25 protein-coding genes are annotated in these 25,600 nt (G+C 68.5%); 7 read left to right on the forward strand and 18 right to left on the reverse strand.

Annotated features, from left to right (window positions below):
• Positions 1-156: 156 nt before the first annotated feature.
• The 10 genes from QO011_RS31480 to QO011_RS31525 form a co-directional block, all read right to left on the reverse strand.
• Positions 157-1,086, reverse strand: a complete 930-nt coding sequence (locus QO011_RS31480) for a hypothetical protein (RefSeq protein WP_307281346.1) — start codon at positions 1,084-1,086, stop codon at positions 157-159.
• Positions 1,087-1,266: 180 nt separating this feature from the next.
• A complete protein-coding gene (locus QO011_RS31485) occupies positions 1,267-2,709 on the reverse strand; it encodes an aldehyde dehydrogenase family protein (RefSeq protein WP_307281348.1) in 1,443 nt (480 codons plus the stop codon).
• Positions 2,710-2,746: 37 nt separating this feature from the next.
• Positions 2,747-4,441: a GMC family oxidoreductase gene (locus QO011_RS31490; RefSeq protein WP_307281350.1), complete on the reverse strand. Its 1,695-nt coding sequence runs from the start codon at positions 4,439-4,441 to the stop codon at positions 2,747-2,749.
• Positions 4,442-4,444: 3 nt separating this feature from the next.
• Positions 4,445-5,923 carry an aldehyde dehydrogenase family protein gene (locus QO011_RS31495; RefSeq protein ID WP_307281352.1) on the reverse strand — a complete coding sequence of 493 codons (1,479 nt, stop codon included), beginning with the start codon at positions 5,921-5,923 and terminating at the stop codon, positions 4,445-4,447.
• Between the two features lie 18 nt (positions 5,924-5,941).
• Complete coding sequence (locus QO011_RS31500; protein WP_307281355.1) at positions 5,942-6,949, reverse strand: proline racemase family protein; 1,008 nt, start codon at positions 6,947-6,949, stop codon at positions 5,942-5,944.
• A gap of 7 nt (positions 6,950-6,956) precedes the next feature.
• Entirely contained in the window at positions 6,957-7,865 is a 909-nt protein-coding gene (gene dapA, locus QO011_RS31505) for a 4-hydroxy-tetrahydrodipicolinate synthase (protein WP_307281358.1), read from the reverse strand.
• Between the two features lie 40 nt (positions 7,866-7,905).
• Positions 7,906-8,721: an amino acid ABC transporter ATP-binding protein gene (locus QO011_RS31510; RefSeq protein ID WP_307281361.1), complete on the reverse strand. Its 816-nt coding sequence runs from the start codon at positions 8,719-8,721 to the stop codon at positions 7,906-7,908.
• Positions 8,718-9,371 (reverse strand): amino acid ABC transporter permease, encoded by a 654-nt coding sequence (locus QO011_RS31515; RefSeq protein ID WP_307281364.1) that lies wholly within the window; start codon positions 9,369-9,371, stop codon positions 8,718-8,720. The genes QO011_RS31510 and QO011_RS31515 overlap by 4 nt, the downstream gene beginning before the upstream one ends.
• Positions 9,372-9,494: 123 nt before the next feature.
• Positions 9,495-10,337: a transporter substrate-binding domain-containing protein gene (locus tag QO011_RS31520; RefSeq protein ID WP_307281367.1), complete on the reverse strand. Its 843-nt coding sequence runs from the start codon at positions 10,335-10,337 to the stop codon at positions 9,495-9,497.
• 50 nt (positions 10,338-10,387) lie between these two features.
• A complete protein-coding gene (locus QO011_RS31525) occupies positions 10,388-12,292 on the reverse strand; it encodes a proline racemase family protein (RefSeq protein WP_307281370.1) in 1,905 nt (634 codons plus the stop codon).
• A gap of 323 nt (positions 12,293-12,615) precedes the next feature.
• On the opposite strand from QO011_RS31525, the gene QO011_RS31530 reads away from it, so the two are divergent.
• Positions 12,616-13,116, forward strand: coding sequence for a hypothetical protein (locus tag QO011_RS31530; protein WP_307281372.1), 501 nt, complete (start codon positions 12,616-12,618; stop codon positions 13,114-13,116).
• A 169-nt stretch (positions 13,117-13,285) separates the two neighbouring features.
• Here QO011_RS31530 and QO011_RS31535 read toward each other — a convergent pair whose 3' ends face one another.
• A complete protein-coding gene (locus QO011_RS31535; protein WP_307281374.1) occupies positions 13,286-14,098 on the reverse strand; it encodes an alpha/beta fold hydrolase in 813 nt (270 codons plus the stop codon).
• Positions 14,099-14,268: 170 nt separating this feature from the next.
• Between QO011_RS31535 and QO011_RS31540 the strand changes: the two genes are divergently transcribed.
• From QO011_RS31540 to QO011_RS31560, 5 genes are read left to right on the forward strand one after another with little or no spacing between them, the layout of a single operon-like run.
• Positions 14,269-15,516, forward strand: coding sequence for an ABC transporter substrate-binding protein (locus QO011_RS31540; protein WP_307281376.1), 1,248 nt, complete (start codon positions 14,269-14,271; stop codon positions 15,514-15,516).
• A gap of 3 nt (positions 15,517-15,519) precedes the next feature.
• Positions 15,520-16,257 carry an ABC transporter ATP-binding protein gene (locus tag QO011_RS31545; protein ID WP_307281379.1) on the forward strand — a complete coding sequence of 246 codons (738 nt, stop codon included), beginning with the start codon at positions 15,520-15,522 and terminating at the stop codon, positions 16,255-16,257.
• On the forward strand, positions 16,254-16,979 hold the full coding sequence (locus QO011_RS31550) for an ABC transporter ATP-binding protein (RefSeq protein WP_307281382.1): 726 nt from the start codon (positions 16,254-16,256) through the stop codon (positions 16,977-16,979). Before QO011_RS31545 ends, QO011_RS31550 begins: the two co-directional genes overlap by 4 nt.
• 10 nt (positions 16,980-16,989) lie before the next feature.
• On the forward strand, positions 16,990-17,865 hold the full coding sequence (locus tag QO011_RS31555) for a branched-chain amino acid ABC transporter permease (protein WP_307281384.1): 876 nt from the start codon (positions 16,990-16,992) through the stop codon (positions 17,863-17,865).
• Positions 17,865-18,857 (forward strand): branched-chain amino acid ABC transporter permease, encoded by a 993-nt coding sequence (locus QO011_RS31560; protein WP_307281387.1) that lies wholly within the window; start codon positions 17,865-17,867, stop codon positions 18,855-18,857. The genes QO011_RS31555 and QO011_RS31560 overlap by 1 nt, the downstream gene beginning before the upstream one ends.
• 61 nt (positions 18,858-18,918) lie before the next feature.
• On the opposite strand, the gene phnL is transcribed toward QO011_RS31560, so the two are convergent.
• The 7 genes from phnL to QO011_RS31595 are packed head-to-tail and all read right to left on the reverse strand — an operon-like array spanning position 18,919 to position 24,296.
• Complete coding sequence (gene phnL, locus QO011_RS31565; RefSeq protein WP_307281391.1) at positions 18,919-19,650, reverse strand: phosphonate C-P lyase system protein PhnL; 732 nt, start codon at positions 19,648-19,650, stop codon at positions 18,919-18,921.
• 9 nt (positions 19,651-19,659) lie between these two features.
• Positions 19,660-20,448: a phosphonate C-P lyase system protein PhnK gene (gene phnK, locus QO011_RS31570; protein ID WP_307281394.1), complete on the reverse strand. Its 789-nt coding sequence runs from the start codon at positions 20,446-20,448 to the stop codon at positions 19,660-19,662.
• Position 20,449: 1 nt separating this feature from the next.
• Positions 20,450-21,328 (reverse strand): alpha-D-ribose 1-methylphosphonate 5-phosphate C-P-lyase PhnJ, encoded by an 879-nt coding sequence (locus QO011_RS31575; protein WP_307281398.1) that lies wholly within the window; start codon positions 21,326-21,328, stop codon positions 20,450-20,452.
• Complete coding sequence (locus QO011_RS31580) at positions 21,325-22,371, reverse strand: carbon-phosphorus lyase complex subunit PhnI (protein WP_307281400.1); 1,047 nt, start codon at positions 22,369-22,371, stop codon at positions 21,325-21,327. Before QO011_RS31580 ends, QO011_RS31575 begins: the two co-directional genes overlap by 4 nt.
• The gene (phnH, locus tag QO011_RS31585; RefSeq protein ID WP_307281402.1) at positions 22,353-22,979 is read right to left on the reverse strand and encodes a phosphonate C-P lyase system protein PhnH; all 627 of its coding nucleotides are present in this window, start codon (positions 22,977-22,979) and stop codon (positions 22,353-22,355) included. Before phnH ends, QO011_RS31580 begins: the two co-directional genes overlap by 19 nt.
• The gene (phnG, locus tag QO011_RS31590) at positions 22,969-23,418 is read right to left on the reverse strand and encodes a phosphonate C-P lyase system protein PhnG (RefSeq protein WP_307281404.1); all 450 of its coding nucleotides are present in this window, start codon (positions 23,416-23,418) and stop codon (positions 22,969-22,971) included. The genes phnH and phnG overlap by 11 nt, the downstream gene beginning before the upstream one ends.
• Positions 23,406-24,296, reverse strand: a complete 891-nt coding sequence (locus QO011_RS31595) for an endonuclease/exonuclease/phosphatase family protein (RefSeq protein WP_307281407.1) — start codon at positions 24,294-24,296, stop codon at positions 23,406-23,408. The genes phnG and QO011_RS31595 overlap by 13 nt, the downstream gene beginning before the upstream one ends.
• 450 nt (positions 24,297-24,746) lie before the next feature.
• On the opposite strand from QO011_RS31595, the gene phnF reads away from it, so the two are divergent.
• Positions 24,747-25,487 carry a phosphonate metabolism transcriptional regulator PhnF gene (gene phnF / locus QO011_RS31600; RefSeq protein ID WP_307281408.1) on the forward strand — a complete coding sequence of 247 codons (741 nt, stop codon included), beginning with the start codon at positions 24,747-24,749 and terminating at the stop codon, positions 25,485-25,487.
• Positions 25,488-25,600 lie beyond the last annotated feature (113 nt).

The following is a 25,600-nucleotide window of genomic DNA, read 5'->3' on the forward strand; positions in this document are numbered from 1 at the left end:
GGCGTATCCTCGGAGCTTGGAGCCGCCCGGCAGGCGCCGGTGCGGCCGTTGGTGCTGTCCCGAACCTTTGGGAAAGCGGCCGAGGCATAAGGCTTGACGTGCCCGAGAAGCGCACTTTTCTTGGGAGGATCGACCCGAATACTGCCCCGGGGCGGTTCAGCGCCGCTGGCCGAGCACGGCGTGGAAGGCGTCGCCGATGATGGCGAGCTTCACCGATTGCTGGGCGTGATATTCCGCCACGAAGCCGGCGGAGACCCAGAGCGTGGACTTGCCGCGCTTGCCGAGCCAGCCCAGGCTCCCCAGGCTCTCGGCCAGGCGCAGCTTGCGCGTGAGATGCGTGCGCGACAGCCGGATCCGGCTGCCGAGGTCGGCGATCGAGGTGACGTGAGTGGGGATGCGCTCGCAGTCCGGCGCAATCTCGCCCAGCCCGGCATAGAGCCAGTCCATGACGATGCCGCCCTCGTTCAGCCAGGTGAACAGCGAGAAGGTGGTGCCGGGCTCGCGGATGGCGCCGGACTGCATGAGCGCGTCGGCGATGCGCGGCTGAATCGCGGCGATCGCCTGGGGCTGCGCCAGGAAGGCGGCACAGCGCTGGCCGTCGTCGAGCCCGTCGAGCGTGGTGAGATGGGTGGCCAGCCAGGCGCAGATCATCTCCAGGCTGATCGCGGTCGGCTCCAGCGGCCGCAGCCGCCGGTCCGGCCCGGCGGCTGCCTTGGCGAGATAGCCGTAGTGTCCCATCTCCTTGAGGAAGGCGTCCGCCGTGTTGCGGCTGGCGATGCCGTGCGCCTCGACGGCGTCGAGGAACGGCGTCACGTGGAAGCCCGAGCTTCCCTCCGCGCCGCTGCCGCGGAAATAGTGGGCCAGGGCGAGATGGGCGATCAGCCAGCGCTGCTGCGTGGCGAAGACGGACGCGATCCGCGGATTGACCGCGTGGATCGACACCAGGGTCGAGGCTTGCTGGCGCAGGAACGCGGTAAAGCGCGGATGCCGGGCGATCGCCTCCGCGTCGAGGCCAGTCGGGGCGGACGGCACGGCGACATCGGGCAGCCATCTCTGCTCGGCGACCTGCTCCTTCCCACTCTGCACGCGATCCGTCCCATTCGGGTTCTGTTCCGCCCAGTCCTAAGCAGAAAATCCCGGGCCCGACAATGGTCCCGGTCCGGGAATGTCGGCTAAGACACAGAGATAATGCAGGATTTCCAGGCTCCGCCGGCGGGCGGAGTCCGGAAATCCGGATCGACGAAGCGAGGCTCGACGTCGCCCCCTTCAGGCGAACTGCATCGCGACGCTGCGCCACTTCGTGTAGAAGTCGAGGATCTTCAGGCCCTGCTCCGGCACGCCGAGGCCCGAGCCCTTCCAGCCGCCGAAGGGCGCGTGCAGCTCGACGCCGGCGGTCGGCAGGTTGACGCCGACGACGCCGGTCTCCACCGAGCGGGCGAAGCGATGCGCCGCTTCGAGGTCGCGGGTGACGATGGTGGCGCTGAGGCCGTAATCGGTGCCGTTCACCGTCTCGACCGCCGCCTCGAGACCGCCGACCGGGATCAGCGCCACCACCGGGCCGAAAATCTCCTCGCGGGCGATGGGCGCATCGGCGGCCACGGCGCCGAACACGGTCGGGGCGACGAAATAGCCGTTGTCGACCGGCGCCTCGGCGCCGCCGGCGAGCAGGCGCTGGCCGGCCGATATGGCCGCGCCGATATGGCCGCGCACCTTGGCGAACTGCCGCTCGTCGACCACCGGCCCGAGGAAGGTCGCGGCGTCGAAGGGGTCGCCGGCCCGGATCTCGGCGACGCGCGCCAGCAGCTTCTCCGTGAAGGCGGCCTCGATCGCGGCATCGACCAGGACGCGGCTCGTCGCGGTGCATTTCTGGCCGGCGCTGCGGAAGGCGCCTTCGACGGTGAGCATCACCGCCTTGTCGAGATCGGCCTCAGCATGGACATAAAGCGCGTTCTTGCCGCCCATCTCGCACTGGGCGCGGGCGAGCCGGCCGGAGACCTGGCGATAGATCGCCTGGCCGACCGGCGTCGAGCCGGTGAAGGAGACGCCGGCGATACGGGCGTCGGCGACGATCGCGCCGCCGGTCTCGGCGCCGCCATGCACCAGGTTGACCACGCCTTCGGGCAGGCCGGCCTCGACCAGCATGTCGAGCACCGCCTGCGAGCAGCCGGGATGATGCGGCGCCGGCTTCCACACAACGGTGTTGCCGCTGACCAGGGCGGGGCCGAGCTTCCAGCAGGCGATGGAGAAGGGGAAGTTCCAGGGCGTGATGGCGCCGACCACGCCGATCGGCTCGCGCACCGTGTAGTAATGCACGTTGGGCCGGCCGGACTGCAGCGTCTCGCCGGCCGGGCGCTGCGCCTCGGCCCCGTAGAACTGCAGCACCTTGCCGGCATAGTCGACCTCGCCGATCGCCTCGGCCAGCGGCTTGCCCATCTCGCGGCTCATCAGGGCGCCGAAGTCCTTGGCGCGGGCGCGCAGGGCGATGCCGGCCTTGGTCAGGATCTCGCCTCTCGCGATGGCCGAGGTCTCGCGCCAGGGACGCAGGGCGCGCCGCGCCGCCTCGACCGCTGCCTCGACGTCGGCGGCGGAGGAGAAGGCATAGTCGGCGACGATGTCGTCGAGCCTGGCCGGATTGATGGCGCGGTAGCGCTCGCTGCCGCCGGGCGCGCTGTGGCGACCGCCGATGACGTTGCGGACGATAGCGTTCATGACGGATCCTTTTCGAAGCGGGAAGGGAGGAGGGGCGTCACCGCCCGGCCTTGATGGCGTCGGCCACCTTCTCGGCGGCCATGATGGTGGTGAGCATGGTGTTGGCGCTGACGACGCTCGGCATGATCGAGGCGTCGACCACGCGCAGGCCGTCGACGCCGATGACGCGCGCCTGCGGATCGACCACCGCATCCGGGTCGTCGGCCCGGCCGAGCCGGCAGGTGCCGCTGGCGTGCCAGCTGCCGCAGGCGTTCTCGACGATCCACTCGCGCAGCGCGTTGCCGGAGGCCATCAGGCCGCGCACGCTGGCGTCGGGGCTGATCACGCTCTCGATCATGGCCTTGCGCGCCAGGGATCCGGTGCTCATCACGCCCGCGGCGATCAGGGTCAGGAACCAGTTCTTGCGGTTGACCGCGCCGAGCTTGCGCACCCGCTCGGAGAAGCTGGCGGGGAACACCTCGGCGATCACGCCCTTCATGGCCGGAGCGGAGATGATGCTCCACAGCCGCTTCATGCCGTCCTCCAGCCGCACGAGGTCGCGCTCGTCGGAGAGCTGGCGGAAATTGACGAAGGGCGCGTCGTCGGGGCTGGAGCCCGTCAGGCGCACCAGGCCGGTCGAATAGGGCCGGTTGACGCAGACCAGGATCGAGGCGAGGCGCTTGCCGAGCGGGTGCCAGGCGGCGCGGTTCGAGGGCAGGATGAACATGTCGCCCGGCGTGGTGTCCGCCACGCCGGAGGAGTAGCGAAAGCCCATCTGGATATGGCGGCGCATGGTCGGCGGCAGCCGGTTGCCGGGGCGGAGATAGGCGGCGAGCGCCACCATCGGGTGGTCCTGCAGGTTGGCGCCGACGCCGCGCCGGTCGGCCCGGACCGCGATGCCGTGCTCCTTGAGATGCGCGGCCGGGCCGATGCCGGCCCGCATCAGCATCGGCGGGGTCTGCATGGCGCCGGCACAGACGATCACCTCGTTCGCGCCGATCGTCCGTTCGCCCGCGGCCTCGCGCACCACCACGCCCGAGGCCTTGTTGCCGTCGAAGACCAGGCCGCGCGCCTCGGCTCCCGCCAGAATGGTCAGGTTCGCCCGGGCCCGCACCTCGCGGGTGAGATAGGCCCGCGCGGTCGACATGCGCGTGCCGTCGGGATTGTTGATCGACATCGGGAAGAAGCCGTCGCTGGGGTCGCCGTTATGGTCGCCGATGTCGCTGTAGCCGAAGCCCTCCAGGGCCCGGGCGGCGGCCTGCGTGAAGGGCGACCAGTCCTGGCGCGGGATGCGGCGGATCGGCATCGGCCCGTCGCCGCCATGCAGCGGCGTCGCGCCGAAGGTCATGTCGCGCTCGAGCTTGCGGTAATAGGGCAGGACGTCGTCCCAGGCCCAACCCTCGGCGCCGCGCTCGGCCCATCCCGCGAAATCCCAGGGCAGGCCGCGGAAGGCGAACATGCCGTTGATGCTGGTGCCGCCGCCCATCACCTTGGCCTGCTCGTAGCGCCGCGGCGGGGCCGAGCGGATCTCCGGGTCCATCAGGTGGACCTGCAGGTTCTGCCAATGATAGGCGCGGTTGAAATAGGCGACGATCGGATAGGAATCGAGGATGTCGGCCGGCTCCTCGCCGGGCGGCGTGTCCGGCCCGGCCTCGATCAGCACGATGCGGAAGCGCGATTCTTCCGAAAGGCGGGCGGCGAGCACGGCGCCGGCGGCGCCGCCGCCGATGATGGCGTAGTCGTAGGGGTTCATGTCTCAGCCGTGCGAGTGCCAGAGGGTCTTGCGGCGCACGAAGCTTTCCAGCCCCGCCCGCCCCATCTCCTTGCCGAAGCCGGAATGGTTGAAGCCGCCCTGGGGATGGCCGTAGCCGGGCTGGCGGCCATGGGTGTTGATCCAGACCGTGCCGGCCTCGATGCGGCGGGGCACGGCGAGCGCCTTGCGGGCGTCGTCGGTGTAGACGCTGGCGGCCAGCGCATAGAGCGGATGGTTCGCCATGGCGATGCCCTGCTCCTCGTCGTCATAGGGATAGACGGCGAGGACGGGGCCGAAGAACTCCTCGCGGAAGCCGACGCTGTCCTCGCCGACATTCCTGAGGATGGTCGGCTCGAAGGTCGCGCCGGCATTGCGTGTGCTGACGCGCCGCCCGCCGGTGACGACCTCGGCGCCGGCCGCAAGCGTCTCGGCGAGCAGGCGCTCGATGCGCTGCGCCTGCCGCTCCGAGACGATCGGCGACAGGGTCGAGCCGTCTTCCCAGGTCGGGCCCGGGCGCCGGGCCGCGGCGAGGCCGGCGACGCGCTCGATCAGCTCGTCGGCGCGCCGGCGCGGCACGATCAGCCGCGATCCCGCGGTGCAGACCTGGCCGGCATTGGCGAGGAAGCCGTTGGCGACATGGGTGGCGACGGGGCCGAGGTCGCGCACGTCCTCCAGCACCAGCTGGGGCGACTTGCCGCCGAGCTCCAGCGTCACCGGCTTGGTGCCGGTCGCCGCCGCATCGGCCATGATCCTGGCGCCCGTGGCGGTCGAGCCGGTGAAGGTGACCTTGCGGACGAGGGGATGGCGCACCAGCGCCGAGCCGGTGGTGGCGCCGAGGCCCTGGACCACGTTGAACAGGCCGGCGGGCAGGCCGGCCTCGACCGCGAGCTCGGCGAGGCGCGCCGCCGAGAACGGCGTGAGCTCGGAGGGCTTCAGCACCACGGCATTGCCGGCGGCGAGCGCCGGGGCCGACTTCCACACCGCGTTGATCAGCGGGAAGTTCCAGGCGGTGATCGAGGCGACGATCCCGTAGGGCTCGGCCACCACCATGCAGGTGTCATCAGGCCCGGTGCCGACCACCGTGCCCTCGATCTTGTCGGCGAACTCGGCGAAGTAGCGGATGGCGCCGGCGGCGCGGATGACGTCGCGGGCGAGGGTCTCGGCGATCGGGCGGGTCGAGGTGGCGGATTCGAGCCGGGCGAGCTCGATGCGACGGGCTTCGACCAGATCGGCCCAGCGGCGCAGCACCGCGGCGCGCTCCAGCGGATTGGCGCTCGCCCAGCCCGAGCTGCGCAGCGCCACGTCGGCGGCCCGCACCGCCTCGTCGACGATCGCCTCGCCGGCGTCGCGGATGACGCCGATCCCGGCATGGTCGGAGGGACGCAGGACCGGCACCTCGGCGCCGCCGCGCGCCACGCGGCATCCGGCGATGACGTGGTCGGCAGAAACGTCGAGCGTGTTGGGATCGAAGCTGTCGGACATGATGCCTCTCGCCCCGCCTCACACGCCCGTCAGGCGGAATCCCGCCTGGAACGGGTCGTGCGGGTCGAGGAGGAAGTTGAAGGTGCCGGTGAGATAGGCGCTGCCCGTCACCGTGCAGGTGATGGCCGGCGTTTCGGCCAGCCTGGTCTCGCCGGTGATCCGGCCGGTGAAGACGGTGTCGAGGATGCCGGCATGCCGCAGCGTGTCGCCGGCCTTCATCCGGCCGAGGCCGTGCAGCATCGCCATGCGCGAGGCGGTGCCGGTGCCGCAGGGCGAGCGGTCGATCACGGTCGGCGGGCAGACCACGACGTTGCGCGCGTCCGAGGTGGTGCCGTTGCCGGGCCCGATCAGCTCGATCTGGTAGATCTCGTTGATATGGGTCATGGTCGGATGCTGCACCGGCACGTCCTTGAGGGCGGCGCGCAGCTCCGCCGCGGCGCCGACCAGCTGCCAGGCCTGCTCGGGAACGAGGTCGAGGCCGAGATCGGCCGCCTCGACCAGGAGGTAGAAATCGCCGCCGAAGGCGATGTCGCCGCGCACCCGGCCGAAGCTCGGCGTCTCCAGCATCACGTCGCGGCGGTAGAGGAAGGAGGCGGGCATTTCGAGCGTCACCGAGACCGCGCGCCCGTTCTCGACCGCGACGCGGGCCGGCACCACGCCGGCCGGCGTGTCGAGCCGCACCAGCGTCTCGCCCTCCACCGCCTTGATGTAGCCGGCCTCGACCGCGATCGTTGCCACGGCCATGGCGCAATGGCCGCACATCGGCGGATAGGTGTCCGGCTCCAGGATGATCATGCCGATATCGGCGTCGGGCGAGCAGGCCTCGGTCAGCACGGCGGCCGGCATGTTGAAGCTGCCGCGCGGCTCGAACAGGACGAGCTGGCGCAGCTCGTCGCGGGTCATCAGGTCGGCGCGCTTCTCCACCATGGTCTTGCCGCGGATCGGGCCGAAGCCCGAGGTGATCAGGCGGAGTGGGCAGCCTGCGGTGTGGCTGTCGATGCCCTGGATGATGCGTGTGGATCGCATGGCGGCCTCAGGCGAGCGAGCGGATGGCGTCGGCGACGCGCGCCTCGGCCAGGATGGCGGCGACCTTGGCCTGCTGGGCCTCGGTGAAGGGCAGGAGCGGCTCGCGCGGGGCGCCGACGGGCTGGCCGAGCGCGTTCATCGTCGCCTTGATGCCGGCGTAGTAGCTGCCGGTCTTGAAGCAGCGGTAGATGGCGAACAGCGCCGGCTCCAGACGGTCGGCGGTGGCCTTGTCGCCGGCGGCGCAGGCGTCGAAATAGCGCCGGACCAGGCGGCCGGAGAGCTGGTGGGCCATGGCGACGACGCCGACGGCGCCGACGGGCAGGGCGGCGCGGATCATGGTCTCGTAGCCGACGAAGACCGAGAGCCGGTCGCCGACGCGGCGGGCGAGCTCGGTCACCTGCACGATGTCGCCGGAGGAATCCTTGATCGCCGCCACCGTCGGCAGCTCGGCGAGCCGGGCGACCTGGTCGGGGCCGATATTGACGCCGATGCGGCGCGGGCTGTTGTAGAGCATGACCGGCAGGCCGGAGGCGCCGGCCACGGCCCGGTAGAAATGATCGACCTCGCGCTCGTCCGGGACGGCGTAGATCGGCGGCAGGGCGAGAATGCCGTTGCAGCCCGCCGTCTCGGCCCGGTGGCAGAGGTCGAGGACCACATCGGTGCGCAGGTCCGAGACGCCGGCCAGCACCGGCACGCGGCCAGCGGCGGCCGCCACCGTCGCCTTGAACAGCGCGTCGCGCTCCTCCACCGTCATGGTGTAGAACTCGCCGGTGCTGCCGCAGACGATGACGCCGTCGGCGCCGTTGGCGATGTTGGCCTCGACCAGCGCCTCGAAGCGCGCGAAGTCGATGGCGCCGTCGGCCTTGAAGGGCGTGACGAGGACGCTGTGGATGCCCCGCCAGTCGGGATTGGTCATGCTCGGATCTCGTGTTGGTTGGATGAGGGGGAGGGGCGGGTCAGCCCATCAGCGGCTTCATCAGCTCGGCGGTCTCGTGGAAGCGGTTGACGAAGGCGCGGATGCGCTCGGTCGGCGGATGGATCAGGACCTCGCGGGGCGGGCCATCGGCGGCGATGGTGCCGGCGTCGAGGAAGACGACGCGGTCGGCGACCTCCAGGGCGAAGCCGAGCTCATGGGTGACGACCAGCATGGTCGTGCCCTCGCGGGCGAGGGCGATCATGGTCTTGAGCACCTCGCCGACCAGCTCCGGGTCGAGGGCCGAGGTCGGCTCGTCGAACAGCATCAGCATCGGCTGCATGTTCAGCGCCCGGGCGATGGAGACGCGCTGCTTCTGGCCGCCGGAGAGCTGATCCGGCCGCCGATCGGCGAAGCCGGCCATGCCGACCTTGGCGAGCAGGTCCATGGCGCGGGCGCGGTTGGAGGCGTCCGCCTCGCCCTTGACCGTGCGCGGGCCCTCCATGACGTTGCCGAGCACGCTCATGTGCGGGAACAGGTTGAAATGCTGGAACACCATGCCGATGCGGCTGCGCATGGCGTTGATCGCCTTGCGCGGCAGGCCGGCCCGGTCCTCGCCGCCGCTGCGCTCGAAGAACGGCTTGCCCTCGACCGTGATGCGGCCGCTGGAGGGCGTCTCCAGGAGGTTGACGCAGCGCAGCAGCGTCGTCTTGCCCGAGCCGGAGGAGCCGACCAGGGCGACGACCTCGCCGCGGCGCACGGTGAGGTCGATCCCCTTGAGGATCTCAACCGGGCCGAAGGACTTGCGCAGGCCGGCGATCTCGACCAGCGGGGTCGCGGCGGGATTGGGCTCGGTCATCCCTGCGCTCCCATGGTCTCGATGCGGCGCGCCAGCCAGGTCAGCGGCACCAGGATGACGAGGAACACGACGCCGACGGCGGTGTAGACCTCCATCGGCCGGTAGGTGAAGGAGGAGATGTAGCCCGCCTGGTAGAGCAGGTCCGGGATGGTGATGACCGAGAGCAACGTCGTGTTCTTCATCTGGATGATGGTCTGGCCGGAGAGCGGCGGGATCATCCGGCGCACGGCCTGGGGCAGGATGATGCGGCGCATCGCCTGCAGGTCGGACATGCCCAGCGCCCGCGAGGCGTCGGTCTGGCCGCGGTCGATCGACTGGATGCCGGCGCGCAGGATCTCGGCATAATAGGAGGCGACGTAGAGGCTGAGGGCGACAACGCCGGCCATCTCCTTGGTGATGTTGATCCCCGCGAAGATCGGCAGCGCGTAGTAGCTCCAGAGCAGCCAGACCAGCAGCGGGATGTTGCGGAAGAACTCCACGAACACCCGGCCGGGATAGCGCAGCACCCGCAGCCGGCTGAGCTGGGCAAGGGCGACGAGAAGTCCGATCGCCAGCCCGGCGATCGAGGTCACGAGCGTGTATTTCAGCGTCGTCAGCAACCCCCACCAGAGCAGGTGCTGGTTGGCGACGAGGATCGTCCAGTCGAACATGGGTGGTCCTCGGAGATGGGAGCCGCGTCGGCTTCAGATTTCGCTCGACGGGCGCCGATCCCCTCCCCGCAAGGGGGAGGGGATCGGCTGGCGTGGCGGGCGTGAGGATTGGCTTCTCCCGTGTCAGAAGCTGAACTCGGCGGGCAGCACGGAGAGGTCGATGCCGGCCTTCTCGAAGGCGGCGTGGAGCTTGCCCTGGGCGAGGCCGAGGGCGCGCTGCTGGTTCACCCAGTTGACGAGCCAGTTGGCATAGCCCTCGTTGCCGTCCTCGCGCTTGATGCCGATCATCGCCGGATTGAGCAGCATGGGCTTGGGCAGGATGACGACGCCGTTGATCTGCTTCTGCACCTGGATGGCGTCGAAGATGGCGAGGATCATCACGTCGGCCCGGTTCGCCTGCATCTCCAGGACGCCGAGCGGGCGCTCCTCCACCGGGATGATCTGGGCCTTGGGCGTCATCGCCTCGGCGACGACCTGCATGGTGCCGCCCTTCTGCACGACGATGCGCACGGACGGGTCGTTCAGCTCGGCCCAGCTCTTCTTCTCGAAGCCCTTCTTGGCGACAACAGCCCAGGCATCGGTGAACAGCGGGGCGTTGAGATAGTCGACGACGAGGCCGCGCTTGGGATTGGGGTTGAGGCCGAAGACCAGGTCGATCTTGTTGGCCTGGAAGTCGGCGGCGAGGTTGCCCCAGGTGGTCTCCACCGGCTCGACCTTGACGCCGAGCAGGCCGGCGATGTCGTCGGCCCAGTCCATGTAGAAGCCGCTCCAGTTGCCGGTGGCGGGATCCTTCACATAGCCCGGCTCCTCGCCGACCATCACGGGAAAGCGCAGCACGCCGCTGGCCTTGATCCGGTCGAGCGTCTTGTTCGGGTCGGCCATCGCCTGGGATGCGGTCAGGGCCGTCGCCAGGGCCAGCACCAGGGCCAGGATCGGCAGCGGCAGCAGTCGTCTCAAGAATGTCATTGCGGAAGTCCCCTCTGTTTCGCGCATTGTTGCGCTTTCCAAGCCCGGCCTCATCGGCACAGGAAGCCGTCGGGAAGCGGGTCGTTGGCTTCCACGATCAGGGTGGAGAAGCCGGACAGGTTGGCCCGGCCGGTGACGCGCGGCACGATCGCCGGCCGCCCGGCGACGCTGGTCTCGGCCGCCACCTCGCCGAGGAAGGGCACGCCGAGCACGTTCTCGATCTCGTAGGCCGCGCCCGGCCGCAGCCGGCCGGCGAGGGCGAGCTCGGCCATGCGGGCGGAGAGGCCCGTGCCACAGGGCGAGCGGTCGTATTTGTTGCGCTCGAGGATGACGAGCTGGCGCGGCCGCGCGCCCGGCCGCTCCTCGTGGAACAGGGTGCTGTCGATCTCGGCGAAGCCGAGGCCGAGGGCCGGGAGGCGGGCGTTGACCGCCTCCTTGATGCGGGCGCCGATCGCCATCAGCTGCGAGACGGCGTCGGGGACGATGGCGAGGCCGAGGCCGGCGACGTCGACATTGGCGTACCAGCCGCCGCCATAGGCGAGGCAGGCGCGGCAGCCCGGCGCGATCTCCGGCAGCGCCATCGCCTCCAGGCCGACGAAGCTCGGCACGTTCTGCAGCGTGATGTTCTCGGGCGCGCCGTGCAGCCCGAGCTCGACCTGCACCACGCCGGCCGGCACTTCCAGGCTGAAGGACGAGCGGCTGCCGAGGCGCCCGAGCGCGGCGAGCACCCGGGCATAGCCGATGGTGCCGTGGCCGCACATGTCGAGATACTTGTAGGAGGAGACGAAGATGGCGCCGAAATCGGCCTCGTCCGACTTGACCGGCACCAGGCCGAAGGTGGCGGCATGGCCGCGCGGCTCGTGCAGCAGCAGCGAGCGCAGCCGGTCGTGCTTCTCGCGGAAGCGGTCGCGCTTCTCGCGCACGCTCGCCCCGTCCAGGCCCTCCAGCGGCTCGATCAGCACGCGGGTGGGATGGCCGGCCGTGTGGGTGTCGACGACCCGGTAGGTCTGGCAGCCCTCGGGCAGGGCGAGGGCGAGCGCCTGCTCGCCGATGCCCGCGCCCACCGCCGGGCCGAGTCCGAGCGAGCGGGCCGTGCCCTTCTGCTCGAACGAGGCGAGGCGGCGCATGTCGGTGTTGACCCACAGCACCACCGCCGCCGCCTTGCCGGGGTTGCGCCAGCGGTGCTGGCGGGTCGAGTCGAAATAGGCGCTGTCGCCGGCGCCGAGCACCTGCGGCTCCTCGCCGTCGAGGGCGAGCTCGAAGGCGCCCTCCAGCACGTGGATCAGCTCCTGGCCGTCATGGGCGTAGAAGCCGTCGCTCTCCGCGCCGGGGCTGATGGTCCAGATCTCGCAGTCCATCAGCTGCTCGCCGACGGTGAGCTGCTCGACCGAGACGCCGGGCCCGAAGGAACCGACGATGCGACCCTGGCCGCGGCGGATGATCGGCCGCCCGCGGGTCGAGGTGCCGCCGAGCAAGTCGGCCAGGCTGTGGTTGAACAGGCGGGCGATGGCGGCCAGACGCGAGGGCGAGGGAAAGGCGACGCCGCGCTCGAACATGCTGAGATGGGAGGCGGCGACGCCGGTCTTCTCCGCCACCTGCCGGAGCGACAGGCCGGCCTCGACCCGCAGCGCCCGGACGCGGGCGCCGATGCGGTCGGTCAGCGGCTCGGCCGGCGCCTCCCCGTCCGGCAGCGCGGCGGGCGCCTCGGCCTGCTTCTCGGCCAGCGCCCGCTTCACCCCGGCGATGCCATAGCCGTAGACGCGGCGCAGCCGGCTGATCTCGACGATGCGCTGGATCGTGCCCTCGTCATAGGTGCGCCGCCCGCCGGAGGATTTGGCCGGCTCGATCAGCCCCTGCTGCTCCCAGGAGCGCAGCGTCGAGGCGTTGACGCCCGTGACGCTCGTCACGTGCCCGATCGAATAAGGCTTGCGCTGGTCGCCGTCCTCTGCGTTCACGGATATACCTACAGAACGTTTGCCGTTTTTAAGAACGAGCAGACCATATGTAGATATTTTGAACGCGTCAAGCGACTGCGATCGCCCTCGATGATCCGGGCGCAACCGCGGCGGGAATTGTTTCTGGCACGGCGAGACCGGCCGGCCCCCGAAATGGGTCTCTGCCCTGTGCGGAAGGGGCTGCACCGGCGTTCTTCGGTACCGATTTGTAACAGCGCGAAGCCCGTCCGGGCCGCGATGATGACCCATTTGCGCGGGACACTAGGCCGTCCGCCGGGCCCGCCGACGGCGTTCAGTCCCGGGCGGCCAAGAGGGGTTTAGTCATGACACGTATGGTGAACGGCCTGCTCGCGGGTTTGGCGGCGGCGGCCATTCTCGGCATCCTGCCCTTGTCCAGCGCCGAGGCGATGTCGCGGAAGGATTGCAGCGCCCTTTATCAGCAGGCCAAGACGGCGGGCACGCTCAACGGCATGAAGTGGAACGATTTCCGCAAGGCCAAGTGCGCCGATACGGCTGCGGCTCCGGCGGCCGTTCCGGCTACCCCGGCCACGCCGGCGCCGGCTCCCGCGGCGGCCCCGGCTCCCGCGCCGGCCACCCCCGCGCCGGCCCCGGTCAAGGTGACCAAGCCCGCTCCCGCCGCGGCCCCGGCGACGCCGATCACCACCGCCGAGCTGACCGCCGGCGGCGCGGCCGGCGAGCACGCCCGCATCAAGGAATGCGGCGCGGAATGGAAGGCCAACAAGGCGACGCTCCAGGCCCAATATCCGACCTGGCCGAAATATTGGAGCGCCTGCGACGCCCGCATCAAGACGAGCGGCAAATAGGCCGGACCCGGCGTCGGCTCAGGCGCCGTCCGGGAACACGTGAGGCGATTCGTCATGGCCGGCATAGCCGAGGCTCTGCCTCGGCGTCTTGCAAGAGACGGCGATGGAAGATCGCCTATGCCCGGCCATGACGGCGGAGAGCGCGGCGCGCTCGTCTGCGGACGACCTTTCAGGCCTCGGCGAAATCTCCGACGAACCGCTCGAAGATCGCGTCGAACTCGGCCGGCTTGTCCCAGAACGGCGCGTGCCCCGAATTCTCGATCAGGTGGCAGCGGCCCTCCCAGAGATTGGCGTAGCGCACCTTCGCGACGAAGTCGGTGTTGACGAAAGGCTCGTCCGCACCGTTGACCACGGCGAGCGGCACCTTGGAGGTCGCGACGATCGCGCTCTGGTCGTCGCCCCGCCCCGCGGCAAAGCTCTCGAACATCAGGCGGCGGGCCCGCCCGTCGGTGCGGGCGACGATGTCGCGCAGAACCGGCTCGAACGGCTCGCCGCAGGTGGAGCGCGCATAGGCTTCCACGTCCTCGGCCGTGAAATGCTCCTTGCCGGCGAGGTTCATGTGCGGGCTCGGCCGGAAGCCCAGGCTCACCTCGGCGGCCGAGACCGGCGGCGTGCCGGTGATCATCAGGGCGAGGAGGCCGGGATAGCGCGAGATCATCTCCAGCCCGATATGGCCGCCCAGCGACCAGCCGAAGACGATGGCCCTGTCGATGCCCGAAAGCTTCAGCACCTCGGTCATGGCGTCGGCATAGCCGGGCATGCTGTAGCTGCGCACGGGGTCGAGGGCGTCGCCGGAGGCGCCGTGCCCGGGCAGGTCGGGCGCCAGGATGCGGTGGCGCCGGCCGAGCGGGCCTGCCATCTGGTTGGCGAAGATGGCGCCGGACGAGGAATTGCCGTGGATCAAGAGGATGGGCGTGCCGCCGCCCTCCGTCTCGCGCACGGCGATGCGCCCGTGGCTCGTCTCCAGCGTGGTCTCTTTCATGTCCGGCTCCCATGTGTCGCAGGATCGTCGCAGACGCCTGCTTTCTCCGCAAGCTGCCGCTGAAATGATCTTTTCAAATCCGTCAGAATATGAGTATTTTGTCGACACATTGACTTCATGGAACGGCCGGACCGGCAAAGCCGGGCGGGACGAGGGGAGTGCGTGGCGACATGACGGACACGGGATCGACGACGCGGCGGCTGCGCCGCACCATGATGGCCGCGGCAGCGGCCGTGCTGATGGCCGGCAGCGCCTCCGCCGGCGTGGTCAAGATCGGCCTCCTCGCACCGCTGACCGGCCCGGCCAGCGCCGACGGCCAGGAGTTCCAGCGCGGCGCGCAGCTGGCGATCGACGAGGTCAACGCCGCCGGCGGCATCGGCGGCAACACCTTCGAGCTCGTGGTCGGCGACGTGAAGGACCAGTCCTCCGGCAACGTCACCAGCGCGGTGGAGCGCCTGCTGGGCGACGCCGACGTGCACATGATGCTGACCGGCTATGCCAGCCTGACCAATTTCGAGATCGACAACATGGCAGAGGCCGAGATGCCTTACATGCTGGCCGCGACCTCGCAGCAGACCCGCGACATCATCGCGCCCAACCCCGACAAGTACATGTGCTGCTGGTCGTGGACGCCGTCCTTCGACGCCTACAACACCGACGTCACCGCCTTCGCCGAGAACCTGGCCGCCGAGGGCAAGCTCAAGCTGGCGCACAAGACGGTGGCGATCATCTCCTCCGACAACGCCTATTCCAAGACCATCTCGGAGGGCATGAAGAAAACCTTCGGGGCCAAGGGCTGGACCGTCACGGTCGACGAGATGGTGCCGTTCGGCGAGGTCACCGACTGGCGCTCGATCCTGGCCAAGGTGCGCCAGAACCCGCCCGAGGTGGTGATCAACACCGACTATCTCCCCGGCAACTCGGCCTCCTTCCTCAACCAGTTCCTGGAGCAGCCGACCAAGAGCCTGGTCTTCCTGCAATATGCCCCGAGCGTGCCCGAATTCGTGCAGCTCACCGGCAAGAAGTCGGACGGCGTGATCTACGACCTGCTCGGCGGCTCGCTGGTCTCGCCGAAGAATCCCCGCGCCGAGGAAGTGGCGACCAAGTTCAAGGCCAGGTACAATGTCGAGAGCGGCACCTACGGCGTCGCCCTCTACGAGATGGTCAACATCTATTTCGACGCGCTGAGGAAGGTGGGCGATCCCGCCGACCACAAGGCGATCATGAAGGCGCTCGGCGAGACCGACAAGCCGACCGTGGCCGGGCGGCTGAAGTTCGACCCCGCCACGCATCTCGCCATGCAGGGCGACGACTATATCCCGATCACCTTCTTCCAGATCTGGGACGGCAAGCGCGCGCTGATCTCGCCGGCCAAATACGCCACCGACAGCTTCAAGCTGCAGCCCTGGATGCAGTGAGCCTTGGCGCTCCTGGAGATCGAAGCCGTCTCGAAGGCCTTCGGCTCGCTGAAGGCCGTCGATGACGTGTCGTTCAGCGTCGGCGCCGGGGAGATCTTCGGCATTGCCGGCCCGAACGGCAGCGGCAAGAGCACGCTGTTCAACATCGTCACCGGCATCCCCTTCGGGCCGGACCGCGGGCGCGTGCGCCTCGACGGCACCGAGATCCAGGCGCGGACCGGCGATGCCATCGCCCGCCTCGGGCTTGCCCGCACCTTCCAGCGCGAGACCAGCTTCGACGGCCTCACCGTGTTCGAGAACGCTCTCATCGGCGCCGGCTTCGGCAAGCCCGGCCGGCCGGCCCGCGTGATCCGCGAAGCGGCGGCCGAGGCGCTCGACGTCGTCGGCCTGCCCGACGGCGCCTTCGGGCGCCTCGCCGGCGAGCTTTCGGTCTACGAGCGCAAATGCCTGATGCTGGCGACGGCCGTGGCCATGCAGCCGCGCGTGCTCCTGCTCGACGAGCCGGCCTCGAGCCTGACCAAGCCGGAGATCGAGGCCTCGATCGGCCTGATCCGCCGCATCGCCGCTCGCGGCGTCACCATCGTGCTGATCGAGCATGTCCTGACCTTCCTGATGACCCTCTCCCAGCATCTCCTGGTCCTGAACAACGGCCGGGTGCTGGCCGCCGGCGCGCCCGAGGCCGTCATCGCCGACCCGCGCGTGGTCGAAGCCTATCTCGGCACCAGGAGGGCCAGGCCGTGAGCGCCCTGCTCGAGGTCGAGAACCTCAGCGCCGGCTACGGCCGGGTCGGCGTGCTGCACGGGCTGACCCTCGCCGCCGGCCATTTCGGCAATGTCGGCCTGTTCGGCCCGAACGGCCATGGCAAGACCACGCTGCTGCGCGCCGTCTCCGGCCTGCTGCGGCCGACGGGCGGGCGCATCCGCTTCGCCGGCGAGGACATCATCGGCCGGCGCCCGCGCGACATCGTCGCCCTCGGCCTGATCCACGTGCCGCAGGGCAACCGCCTCTTTCCCAACCTCACCATCGGCGAGTGCCTGACCCTCGGCGCCCATTCCCCGCATGCCCGGCCGCACGAGGCGGAGAATCGCGAGAAGGTGCTGAAGATCTTCCCCAAGCTCGGCGAGCGCTGGCGCCAGCGCGTGCGCACCCTTTCCGGCGGCGAGCGGCAGATGGTCTCGATCGGCACGGCGCTGATGAGCCATCCCAGCCTGCTGATCCTCGACGAGCCGACCCTCGGCCTCGCCCCCAAGGTCAAGGACGAGCTCTGCGCCGCGGTGCTCGACATCTCACGCGGCGGCGTGCCGCTGATCGTGGTCGAGCAGGACGTCGAGTTCCTGCTCGAGCTCAGCGGGCACCTCTACCTCGTCAACCACGGCGAGGTCGCCGCCGAGATCAAGCCGGGCGAGAGCATGGATCACGGCGAGATCATGCGCATGTATTTCGGTCACGAGCGGCAGCCATGAGGATGCGCGGATGAGCACGTTCGGCGATATCCTGTTCGGCGGCCTGTTCCAGGGCTCGCTCTACGCCATGATGGCGGTCGGCCTGGCGCTGATCTGGACCACCATCGGCGTGTTCAACTTCGGCCACGGCGTGTTCATGATGCTGGGCGCCTATCTCGCCTGGCAGCTCGCCGCCTGGGGCCTGCCCTTCGCGCTCGCCCTGCCGCTCGCGGTCGCCGCCATGGCGGGCGTCGGCTGGGCCCTGCAGGCGGCGGTGGTGCGCCCGCTGATCGGCCGGCCCAACATCGTGCTCGTCGTCGTCATCACCACCCTCGCCGCCGCCTCGCTGATCGAGAACGGCGCCCTGACGCTGTGGGGGCCGCGCTCCAAGCAGGTGCCGCCGCTGATCGACGGCAATGTCGTCGTCGCCGGCCTCGGCGTCTCCCTGCACCAGATCGCCATCATCGTGGTGACGCCGCTGGTGCTCTGCGCCCTCTGGCTGTTCCTCAACCGCACCCGCCTCGGCCTGGCGCTCCGGGCGGTGGCGCAGAACGAGGATTCGAGCCTGCTGGTCGGCCTCAACGTCACCGCGCTCTACGGCCTGGCCTTCGCCATATCCGCCGCGCTGGCCGGCCTCGCCGGCATCTTCATGGGCGGCTACCGCTTCATGTCGCCGACCATGGGCGGCGATCCCCTGCTCAAGGCGCTGATCGTGGTGGTGTTCGGCGGCCTCTCCTCGATCTCCGGCCCGATCCTCGCGGCCTATCTCATCGGCTTCTTCGAGGCGGCGTGCAGCTATTGGTTCGGCCTCTACTGGACGCCGGCGCTACTGTTCGCCGTGCTGATCCTGACGCTCATGGTCCGTCCGGAGGGCCTGTTCTCCGGCAGCTCGCGAGGCCTGGCCTGATGTCGCCCGCGCCCGGCCGCACCCCCTGGCCGCAGGAGGCCATGGGCCTCGTCGTCGGCTTCGCCCTGCTGGCGCTGCTGCCGCTCGCCCTGGGCGACGCCTATTCGCGCCACGTCCTGATCATGGCCTTCATCTACGGCGTGGTCGCCTCGAACTGGGACCTCAGTCTCGGCTATGGCGGCGTGTTCAACTTCGGCCATCTCGCCCTCTTCGGCATCGGCGTCTATGCCTACGGCCTCCTCACCAAGCTCGCCGGCCTCGACCCCTGGCTGGCGCTCGTCGCCTCCGGCTTCGCCGCCGTGCTGGCCGCGGCCGTGGTGACGATCCCGATCCTTCGGCTCAAGGGCATCTACATCATCCTCGTCACCTTCGGCTTCGCGCAGCTGGTGATGCAGGTGATCCTCAGCCAGTCCGAGCTCACCGGCGGCACCCAGGGCATGGTACGCATCCCCTCGCTCACCATCGGCGAGCACAACATGATCCGCGACGGCAAGCTCGCCTATTTCTACATTGCGCTTGGCCTGCTCGCGGCCAGCACGGTGTTCCTGCGCGTCCTGGTGCGCTCGCGCCTCGGCGCCAGCATCGTCGCCCTGCGCGACAACGAGGAATATGCGGTGAGCCGCGGCATCTCGCTGGCCCGCCAGCGCCTGATCACGCTGGCCGCCAGCGCCTTCTTCACCGGCGTCGCCGGCGCCTTCTACGCCGCCTACCAGCGCAACGCCTCGGTCGACGTGTTCGGCATGAGCCTCGGCACCATTATCCTGTCCATGGTGCTGCTCGGCGGCACCAGCACCATCTACGGCGCCATCCTCGCCTCCTTCGTCCTGACGGTCTTCTCCGAGGTCATGGCCGATTTCGGCCCCTGGCGCCCGATGATCACCGCGCTCGTGATCATCGTGGTGATGCTGGTCTACCCCACCGGCCTCGCCGGCCTGCTGCGCGCGGGCTGGGGGGCGGCGATGCGGCAGGTCTCCACCCGGCCGCGGGGCTGACGAACGGGCATCGTCGCCGGATATGACGGGCCTACGTCGTCGTGCTGCGATGCATCGGACGTCAGGCGGCTCCCGATGCGGCTTCCATCAGGGGCCGTTCGATCGCGCCGGTCATCCCGACCTCGAACAGCCTGTCGGCGACGGCATTCCTGACCTCCTCGTCATGGAAGATGCCGACAATCGCCGCGCCGCGTGCCTTGGCCTCGTGGATGAGGGCGACAACGGTCTTGCGATTGATCGCGTCGAGCGACGCGGTGGGCTCGTCGAGAAGGAGGATGGGGTAGTCGACCACGAAGCCGCGGGCGATGTTGACGCGCTGCTGCTCGCCGCCGGAGAAGGTGGCGGGCGCCAGCGACCAGAGCCGCTCGGGGATGGCGAGGCGGGCGAGGCGCGCTTTCGCCCGCGCGTGGGCTTCTGCGGCCGGAACGCCGAGGGCGATCGCCGGCTCGGCGACGACGTCGAGGGTCGTGACCCGCGGGATGATGCGCAGGAACTGGCTGACATGGCCGATGGTGCGGCGGCGTATCTCGATCACCGTCCAGGGCTCGGCGCTGGCGAGATCGACGGATGCGCCGTCGTGCTGCACGACGACCTGGCCGGCGTCGGGCTTGCAGTTGGCGTAGAGCGAGCGCAGCAACGTCGACTTGCCGGCGCCGGAGGGCCCGTGCAGGCAGACGCATTCGCCAGCCCGGATATCCAGCGCGACATTCTGGAGGACGCGGATCTCGGCGCCGCCTTGGGTGTGGAGCGTGAAGGTCTTGGAAAGGCCGCTGACGCGGAGAACGACGGTCATGACGGCATCTCAGGCCTGCAGCACCGAGGAGACGAGGAGCTGGGTGTAGGGATGGTGCGGGTCGTCGAGCACCTGGTCGGTCAACCCTTCCTCGATCACCAGGCCGCGCTGCATCACCATCAGCCGGTCGGCCAGGAGACGCGCGACCGCGAGATCGTGGGTGACGATGATCGCGGCTATGCCGGACTGCCGGACGAGACCGCGCAACAGATCGAGCAGGCGGGCCTGCACCGAGACGTCGAGTCCGCCGGTCGGCTCGTCCATGAACAGGATGCGTGGCCCGGAGATCAGATTGCGCGCGATCTGCAAGCGCTGCAGCATGCCTCCCGAAAACTCCGCAGGCAGATCATCGAGCCGGCCCTCGGGAATCTCGACACGGCAAAGCCACTCGGTGGCCCGTTCACGAATGTCGAAATAGCATCGATTGCCGTCGACGATGATTCTCTCCGCGATATTGCCGCCTGCGGTGACCGACATGCGCAGTCCATCGCGAGGATTTTGATGGATATAGCCGATCTCCGACTGGTGGAGTTGCGCGATCCGATCATCGGCACCCGGGGCCATATCGATCGGGCCGAACTTCTCGGATCGATAGACGATGCTCCCCCGGTCCACCTCCTTGCGGCCCGCCAGGCATGACAGCAGCGTGGACTTGCCGCTGCCGGACTCTCCGACAATGCCGAGGATCTCGCCGGATCGAACCTCGAGAGAGACGTTCCTGCAGCCATGACCACCGCGATAGACTTTGGTGACGTGCCGGGCGCGCAACAGGCTCGGATGGACTGCCGAAGGGATCATGTCAGGTGGCCTTCGCCGCGGCCGCATCGCGGCGCTGCTCGCAATAGTCGGTGTCGGAGCAGGCATAGGCGGTGCCGTCGGCGGCGAAGACTTCATCGAGATAGGAATCGGTCGCGCCGCATCGAAGGCAGGTCCGCCCCGTCACCCCTCTGTGGAAAGGGCGGTCGTCGAATGCCAGGCTCGCCACATCCGTGTAAGGCGGAATGGCGTAGATCTTGCCGTCCGTGCCGGCGCCGAACAGGATCAGCCCGGCGCTGCGGTTCAGCTTCGGATTGTCGAATCTCGGTATGGGCGAGGGCGACACCACATAGTGGCCGTTCACTCGAACGGGGTGAGCGAAGGCGGTATTCTCCGTTCCGTACCGTGTCACATCCTCATAGAGCTTCAGGAACATCAGGCCGTATTCGCGATTGCCGTGGAGCCGGCGGCGCTCCAGTTCGGAACGGACGAGCGTTCTCAACGGATCCGGCAGCGGCACCTGCAGGATCAGGACCTGGCCGTTGTGCAGCGGCGTTTCCGGAATGCGGTGCCGGGACTGGATGAGCGTTGCTTCCGACGCCTTCTTCGTCACCCGCAGACCCGCGGAGGACTGAAAGAAGCGCCGGATGGAGGAGGCGTTCGTCGCCTCGTCCGTGCCCTGGTCGATGACCTTCAGCACGTCGCGCGAACCTGCGATCGATGCGGTCAGCCGGATCCCGCCCGTCCCCCAGCCGCTGGGAAGCGGCAGGTCGCCGCCCTCGTGCGGGATGAAATGGCCGGGGATGGCTATCGCCTTCAGGATGGTCCGGCGAACCGCCCGCTTTTCATTCTCATGGACGAAGCTCGGGGTGCCGGCGGGGCCGCGATCCCCGAGAATGCCGTCCGAGGCGCGCGTCGTCATCGGTTGCTCCCGTCTCGCATCGCCTTCAGGGTCTGAATCTGCGCCTGGAAGTCGACATAGTGGGGGAGCTTCAGGTGCTGCACCTGGCCGGCGCCGATGACAGGGTCGGCATGGCGAAGCACGAAGGCGGCGTCCTGTCCCACGGAAGACGGCGGCTCGCCAAACTCGTCCCAGCGCAGCCATCGTTCCGCCAGCGCCATCGTGATGGCTTTCCGCTCGGATTGGCCGAAGCACAAGCCATAGCCGAGGGTAAATCCGGGGTCGTGGCGGCCTGCTCCGTCGATGGTTTCATGAATCGTCTGGCATTCGGTCACGAGAATATCGGCCAGGTCCACCGCCAGGCCGAGGTCTTCGATGCGAAGCGCCACGCCGACCTCGCCGACGCGAAGGTCTGCGACCAGCGGGTGGTTGGTGCCCATGTCCTGCATTGCGGCATTGGCCACGCTTGTCAGGGTGCCCTCGTCCGCAAGGGCCAGCGATGCCAGGCGTGACGCGCGCTCGGCTTGGCACGCGGCAGCCGGCTCATGCGAGGAGGGAGCGATCAGCAGCGGCTGAAGCTCCTCCGAGGCGAACGCCGAGCCGAGCACGGGGTCGCGAGCCGGTGGGGCGACGTCCAGCAGGTCTCCATCGTCGAGATCGACGGCTGTTCCGGTTCCGAGCAGACGGTGCGTATAGTCATACGTCGCGCCCAGAAACTGGCCGCCGGCAATATCCTTGTGCGTGGTCGCGATCCTGCGGCGTATGGCGATCCGATCCGTGTCGAAGGGTTCGGCGATCCCGAAACAGGGAAGCGTCGACTTGAACGCCCTCAGCAGGGTCGTCGCTTCGGCGAGATCGCCCTGCGCCTGGTGGATCGCCCGTGCGGCCATCGTCCGATCGAGATACCCGGCCTCCGACGTGACGCGATCGATGGCGCGACCGAGCTGCTGCAGAATTTGATCCGGCTCGATCTTGGCGACGTCGGCATCGCCGCGCTTCTGCCTCTCCAGCAACGCCAGCGACGCGCGTATGGCGCGCTCGCCGCCTATGACGGTGTTCTGCACAGCGTGAGCCTCGTGGTTCTGGGGAGGCCGACAAGAGTTTCCCCGATGCAGAGAATCAGCTCGATGCCTAGTGGGAAGTCGGCATTCAGAAGCTGAGCGGCATCGATCAGCGAACGAGAGGCGCTGCTCAGTGAGAGCACCACCGCATTCTCGATCCCCGGCCCCTTGGCGACATAGTCCAACGGCTCGCCGCCGTTCGTCAGCGCGACGATTGCGGTCGCTGATGTTTCCGGCTCGGACCGGGTTCCGCGGGACAGCCGCTGCAGGACATCCGCGCTGTCCGACCCGCAGCCGAGTATGACGAACGCAGCCTCCTCAGGCTCCTCGGCGAGCGTCACCTCGGCGTGATGACGAAGAAAGTCGATCGACTCCTGATCAATCAGGCGTCGATCGACCCAGGCCGGCGTGGTCTCATCCAGCAGGGTCAGGCCGACAGCCGCGACAACCGGATCGAGCGTCGGCGGCATGTCGCAGGCGACCGTGAGCGGCACAGGCTGAGCCGGCCGCGACATGGCATCCATCAAGGCGCGAAATGTCACCTGGGAATCGCGCGGCGGATCGGCGAATCCGAGGAACGCGCTCGACGGACTTGCAAGGTCAAAGGTCATTCTGCGCCTTCATCGTGAACTCGACCGCTGTCGCCGCCGTCAATCGCCTGGCTTCCGCAGCCCGTCCCTGCCGGGCGGCCTCGAGGCGCTCGATCGCCGGCACGATGATCGGGCACAGGTCCGTTTGCAGCAGCGCGTCGAGCAGCGCGGCGAGCCCGGCATGCTCCATGCTGTGCCCCGGGACGTAAGCCATGCCGATCTCCCCGGTTTCGAGCTTCAGGGAGGCTTTGGTCACGGGCAGAAGGCCCGCATCGAAAGCATGGCCATGGCGATCCAGCCGGCCACGCAACCGGATGACGCCCGCCTGCGGCTGCACCAGCCATGAGAACGCCGGGTCGACATTCAGGTCGTCCCACTCGGCGCGCAACGCCGACGGCTCGCATTTCGCCAGCACACCGAGCCACCAGCGACGCCCGTCGGGTCGCGTCACCCGGCACATGCCGGGTCTCCCCCGCGGTCGACGTCGACGAACAAGGGCTGATGGTCCGATCCGACGGCCTCGTGCGAGACCCAGGCTTTGCGCAGCGCCGGCCGCAGATCCGGCGTGACAAGGCAATAGTCGACCCGTTCCGGCGCGTGGCCGAGAAGAGTGGCGCCGGTGGCCAGCCGGTTCTCGCGCGAGGTGCCCGCGTTGCAACGCACCCAGGCGTCGAGGAAACCGTCGCGGCGGGTGAGGTTGCCGTAACGTCGGGTGTAGTCGCCGACCAATATCTCGTAAGCGCTGGAATCATCGTCGAAATTGAGGTCTCCCATGACGATGGCGGTGACGGGCATGGGGGGCAGCGCCGGTTCCGATGTCCAGCTGGGATCCGAATGCGCTCCCGCAAGAACCGGGCCGCGCCCCGGCGCCGATTGATGATGACGCAGCAGCCACTCCGCCTGCAGTTGCGACTGCGCGGGCGACGTGCTGCAGAAGTGCGTCGAGTAGATCCTGATGGGGCCGAGCGGCGTATCGACCAGCGCCTCGAGCGCGCCCTTCTGCTGATCGAGATGATCGAGCGATCCGTATTTCGGCAGCAGATAGTTCCGGATCGACAGGATCGGATAGCGAGAGGCGATCACATTGCCATGCTGCCGGCGGCGGCCATGGCTGCCGGTCGACAGCGTGTCGATATTCGGACCCCAGGCTATAGTATAGTCCGGAAACTCGTGCCGGATTGCATCGATCTGGTCATCGAAGTTCGTCCGCGCCCAACCGATCTCGACTTCCTGCAGGGCAATGACGTCGGCATGCGCGACCTCCGACAGTGCTCTTTGCAGGTCGTAGCGATCGTCTCGGCCGATGCCGTAGTGAATATTATACGTCGCAAGAAGCATGATTCACCCCGCATGTCCGGTCGGCGGGGCGAGATCGCGGTGCCGAACGCCCGGCGATGCGCGCACCAGCGTCGTCGCGGATGCCGATCGTGGGGGCCATCCGATGTCGTGTTCCGGCGGCATCACGGCATCAGGGCCATCTGCGCGCGCTTTCGGAGCTATCCCGTCACGATCGCTGCGGTGAAGCTCCACAATGTCCGCGTGCCGGACGGCACCAGTGGCGCGTGGTGCCCCAAGTAATGACTCATGCCAACGCACGAAACCATGGCGACTGTACGTTGATGTGAGCATGGTTGACTTGTTTCGCGGTCATGTGAATATTTACGAAACTGACCTTCTCTCCTCTCTGTAACAATTCCGTGACAGATGGGGTGGAGTATCGTCGACGAGGTGAGGGGTTGTCTGTTGGCCTCCTCCTTTCCCTCCAGCCACAGCAAGCGAGATGTGCCCATGGTCTATTTCGACCCGTGCGATGAGGCGGCACCGAGCGGACGGCGCCCTCGGTGGAAGGAGATCCAGCTCGAGATGGAAGGGTGGATCGAGGACGGGCGCTTCGAGCCCGGTGCCAGACTGCCGACGGAGGAGGAGCTGGCCCAAGAGTTTTCAGTCCACCGGCATACTGTCAGGCGGGCGTTGGCGGAGCTCCGGCTGAAGGATCTCGTCAGGGCCGAGCAGGGCCGTGGTATATTCGTGACGGAGGCGAATATATCGTACAGAATTGGCCGGCAGACGCGGTTGTCGCACACGGCGAGGATGCAGGGGCGCTCGCTTCAATACCGCCTGGTTTCTGTCGATCCCGTCAACGCCATTCGCTACGGCGCCCCACTCGGCTTGCCGAAAGGCCATCCGCTCATCCGGATCGTCATGATGCGCGTCCTCGACGGCCGGGAAATCGGAATCATGCGGAGCTACTATCCGCTGCCCCGGTTCGAAGGCATTCCGCAATGGATCGCATCGACGGGGTCGGTCGGCATGGCGATGGCCCATTACGGCGTCGATCAGATCAATCGCAAAAAGCTGCAGATCAAAGCGGTCGCCCCCAACGTGCATGAGACGAAGCTCATGAAGTTCGATAGATCAATGCCCATGCTGGAGCTCACGCATCTGGCTACCGATGCCCAGCACGTTCCGATCGAGTTTTCGATATCCAGGTATGACGGCCGATATTTCGACATCATCATGGATTTCTGACAAGCGGCCGTCATGGTGTCATTTGACGGCGCCGCCTGTGAGGCCTTCGACGAACCATCGCTGCGCGGCGAGGAAGGCGACGACGAGCGGCAGGACGACGAGGGTGGATGCGG

Origin of the sequence: Labrys wisconsinensis (assembly GCF_030814995.1) — a bacterium.
Taxonomy (GTDB): Bacteria; Pseudomonadota; Alphaproteobacteria; order Rhizobiales; family Labraceae; genus Labrys; species Labrys wisconsinensis.

Excerpts from the sequence above, each read along its gene's own strand:
- QO011_RS31485 (WP_307281348.1), bottom strand. The coding sequence starts at position 2,709 with ATGAACGCTATCGTCCGCAACGTCATCGGCGGTCGCCACAGCGCGCCC.
- QO011_RS31490 (WP_307281350.1), bottom strand. The coding sequence starts at position 4,441 with ATGAACCCCTACGACTACGCCATCATCGGCGGCGGCGCCGCCGGCGCC.
- QO011_RS31495 (WP_307281352.1), bottom strand. The coding sequence starts at position 5,923 with ATGTCCGACAGCTTCGATCCCAACACGCTCGACGTTTCTGCCGACCAC.
- QO011_RS31500 (WP_307281355.1), bottom strand. The coding sequence starts at position 6,949 with ATGCGATCCACACGCATCATCCAGGGCATCGACAGCCACACCGCAGGC.
- dapA (WP_307281358.1), bottom strand. The coding sequence starts at position 7,865 with ATGACCAATCCCGACTGGCGGGGCATCCACAGCGTCCTCGTCACGCCC.
- QO011_RS31510 (WP_307281361.1), bottom strand. The coding sequence starts at position 8,721 with ATGACCGAGCCCAATCCCGCCGCGACCCCGCTGGTCGAGATCGCCGGC.
- QO011_RS31515 (WP_307281364.1), bottom strand. The coding sequence starts at position 9,371 with ATGTTCGACTGGACGATCCTCGTCGCCAACCAGCACCTGCTCTGGTGG.
- QO011_RS31520 (WP_307281367.1), bottom strand. The coding sequence starts at position 10,337 with ATGACATTCTTGAGACGACTGCTGCCGCTGCCGATCCTGGCCCTGGTG.
- QO011_RS31530 (WP_307281372.1), top strand. The coding sequence starts at position 12,616 with ATGACACGTATGGTGAACGGCCTGCTCGCGGGTTTGGCGGCGGCGGCC.
- QO011_RS31535 (WP_307281374.1), bottom strand. The coding sequence starts at position 14,098 with ATGAAAGAGACCACGCTGGAGACGAGCCACGGGCGCATCGCCGTGCGC.
- QO011_RS31540 (WP_307281376.1), top strand. The coding sequence starts at position 14,269 with ATGACGGACACGGGATCGACGACGCGGCGGCTGCGCCGCACCATGATG.
- QO011_RS31555 (WP_307281384.1), top strand. The coding sequence starts at position 16,990 with ATGAGCACGTTCGGCGATATCCTGTTCGGCGGCCTGTTCCAGGGCTCG.
- QO011_RS31560 (WP_307281387.1), top strand. The coding sequence starts at position 17,865 with ATGTCGCCCGCGCCCGGCCGCACCCCCTGGCCGCAGGAGGCCATGGGC.
- phnL (WP_307281391.1), bottom strand. The coding sequence starts at position 19,650 with ATGACCGTCGTTCTCCGCGTCAGCGGCCTTTCCAAGACCTTCACGCTC.
- phnK (WP_307281394.1), bottom strand. The coding sequence starts at position 20,448 with ATGATCCCTTCGGCAGTCCATCCGAGCCTGTTGCGCGCCCGGCACGTC.
- QO011_RS31575 (WP_307281398.1), bottom strand. The coding sequence starts at position 21,328 with ATGACGACGCGCGCCTCGGACGGCATTCTCGGGGATCGCGGCCCCGCC.
- phnH (WP_307281402.1), bottom strand. The coding sequence starts at position 22,979 with ATGACCTTTGACCTTGCAAGTCCGTCGAGCGCGTTCCTCGGATTCGCC.
- phnG (WP_307281404.1), bottom strand. The coding sequence starts at position 23,418 with ATGTGCCGGGTGACGCGACCCGACGGGCGTCGCTGGTGGCTCGGTGTG.
- QO011_RS31595 (WP_307281407.1), bottom strand. The coding sequence starts at position 24,296 with ATGCTTCTTGCGACGTATAATATTCACTACGGCATCGGCCGAGACGAT.
- phnF (WP_307281408.1), top strand. The coding sequence starts at position 24,747 with ATGGTCTATTTCGACCCGTGCGATGAGGCGGCACCGAGCGGACGGCGC.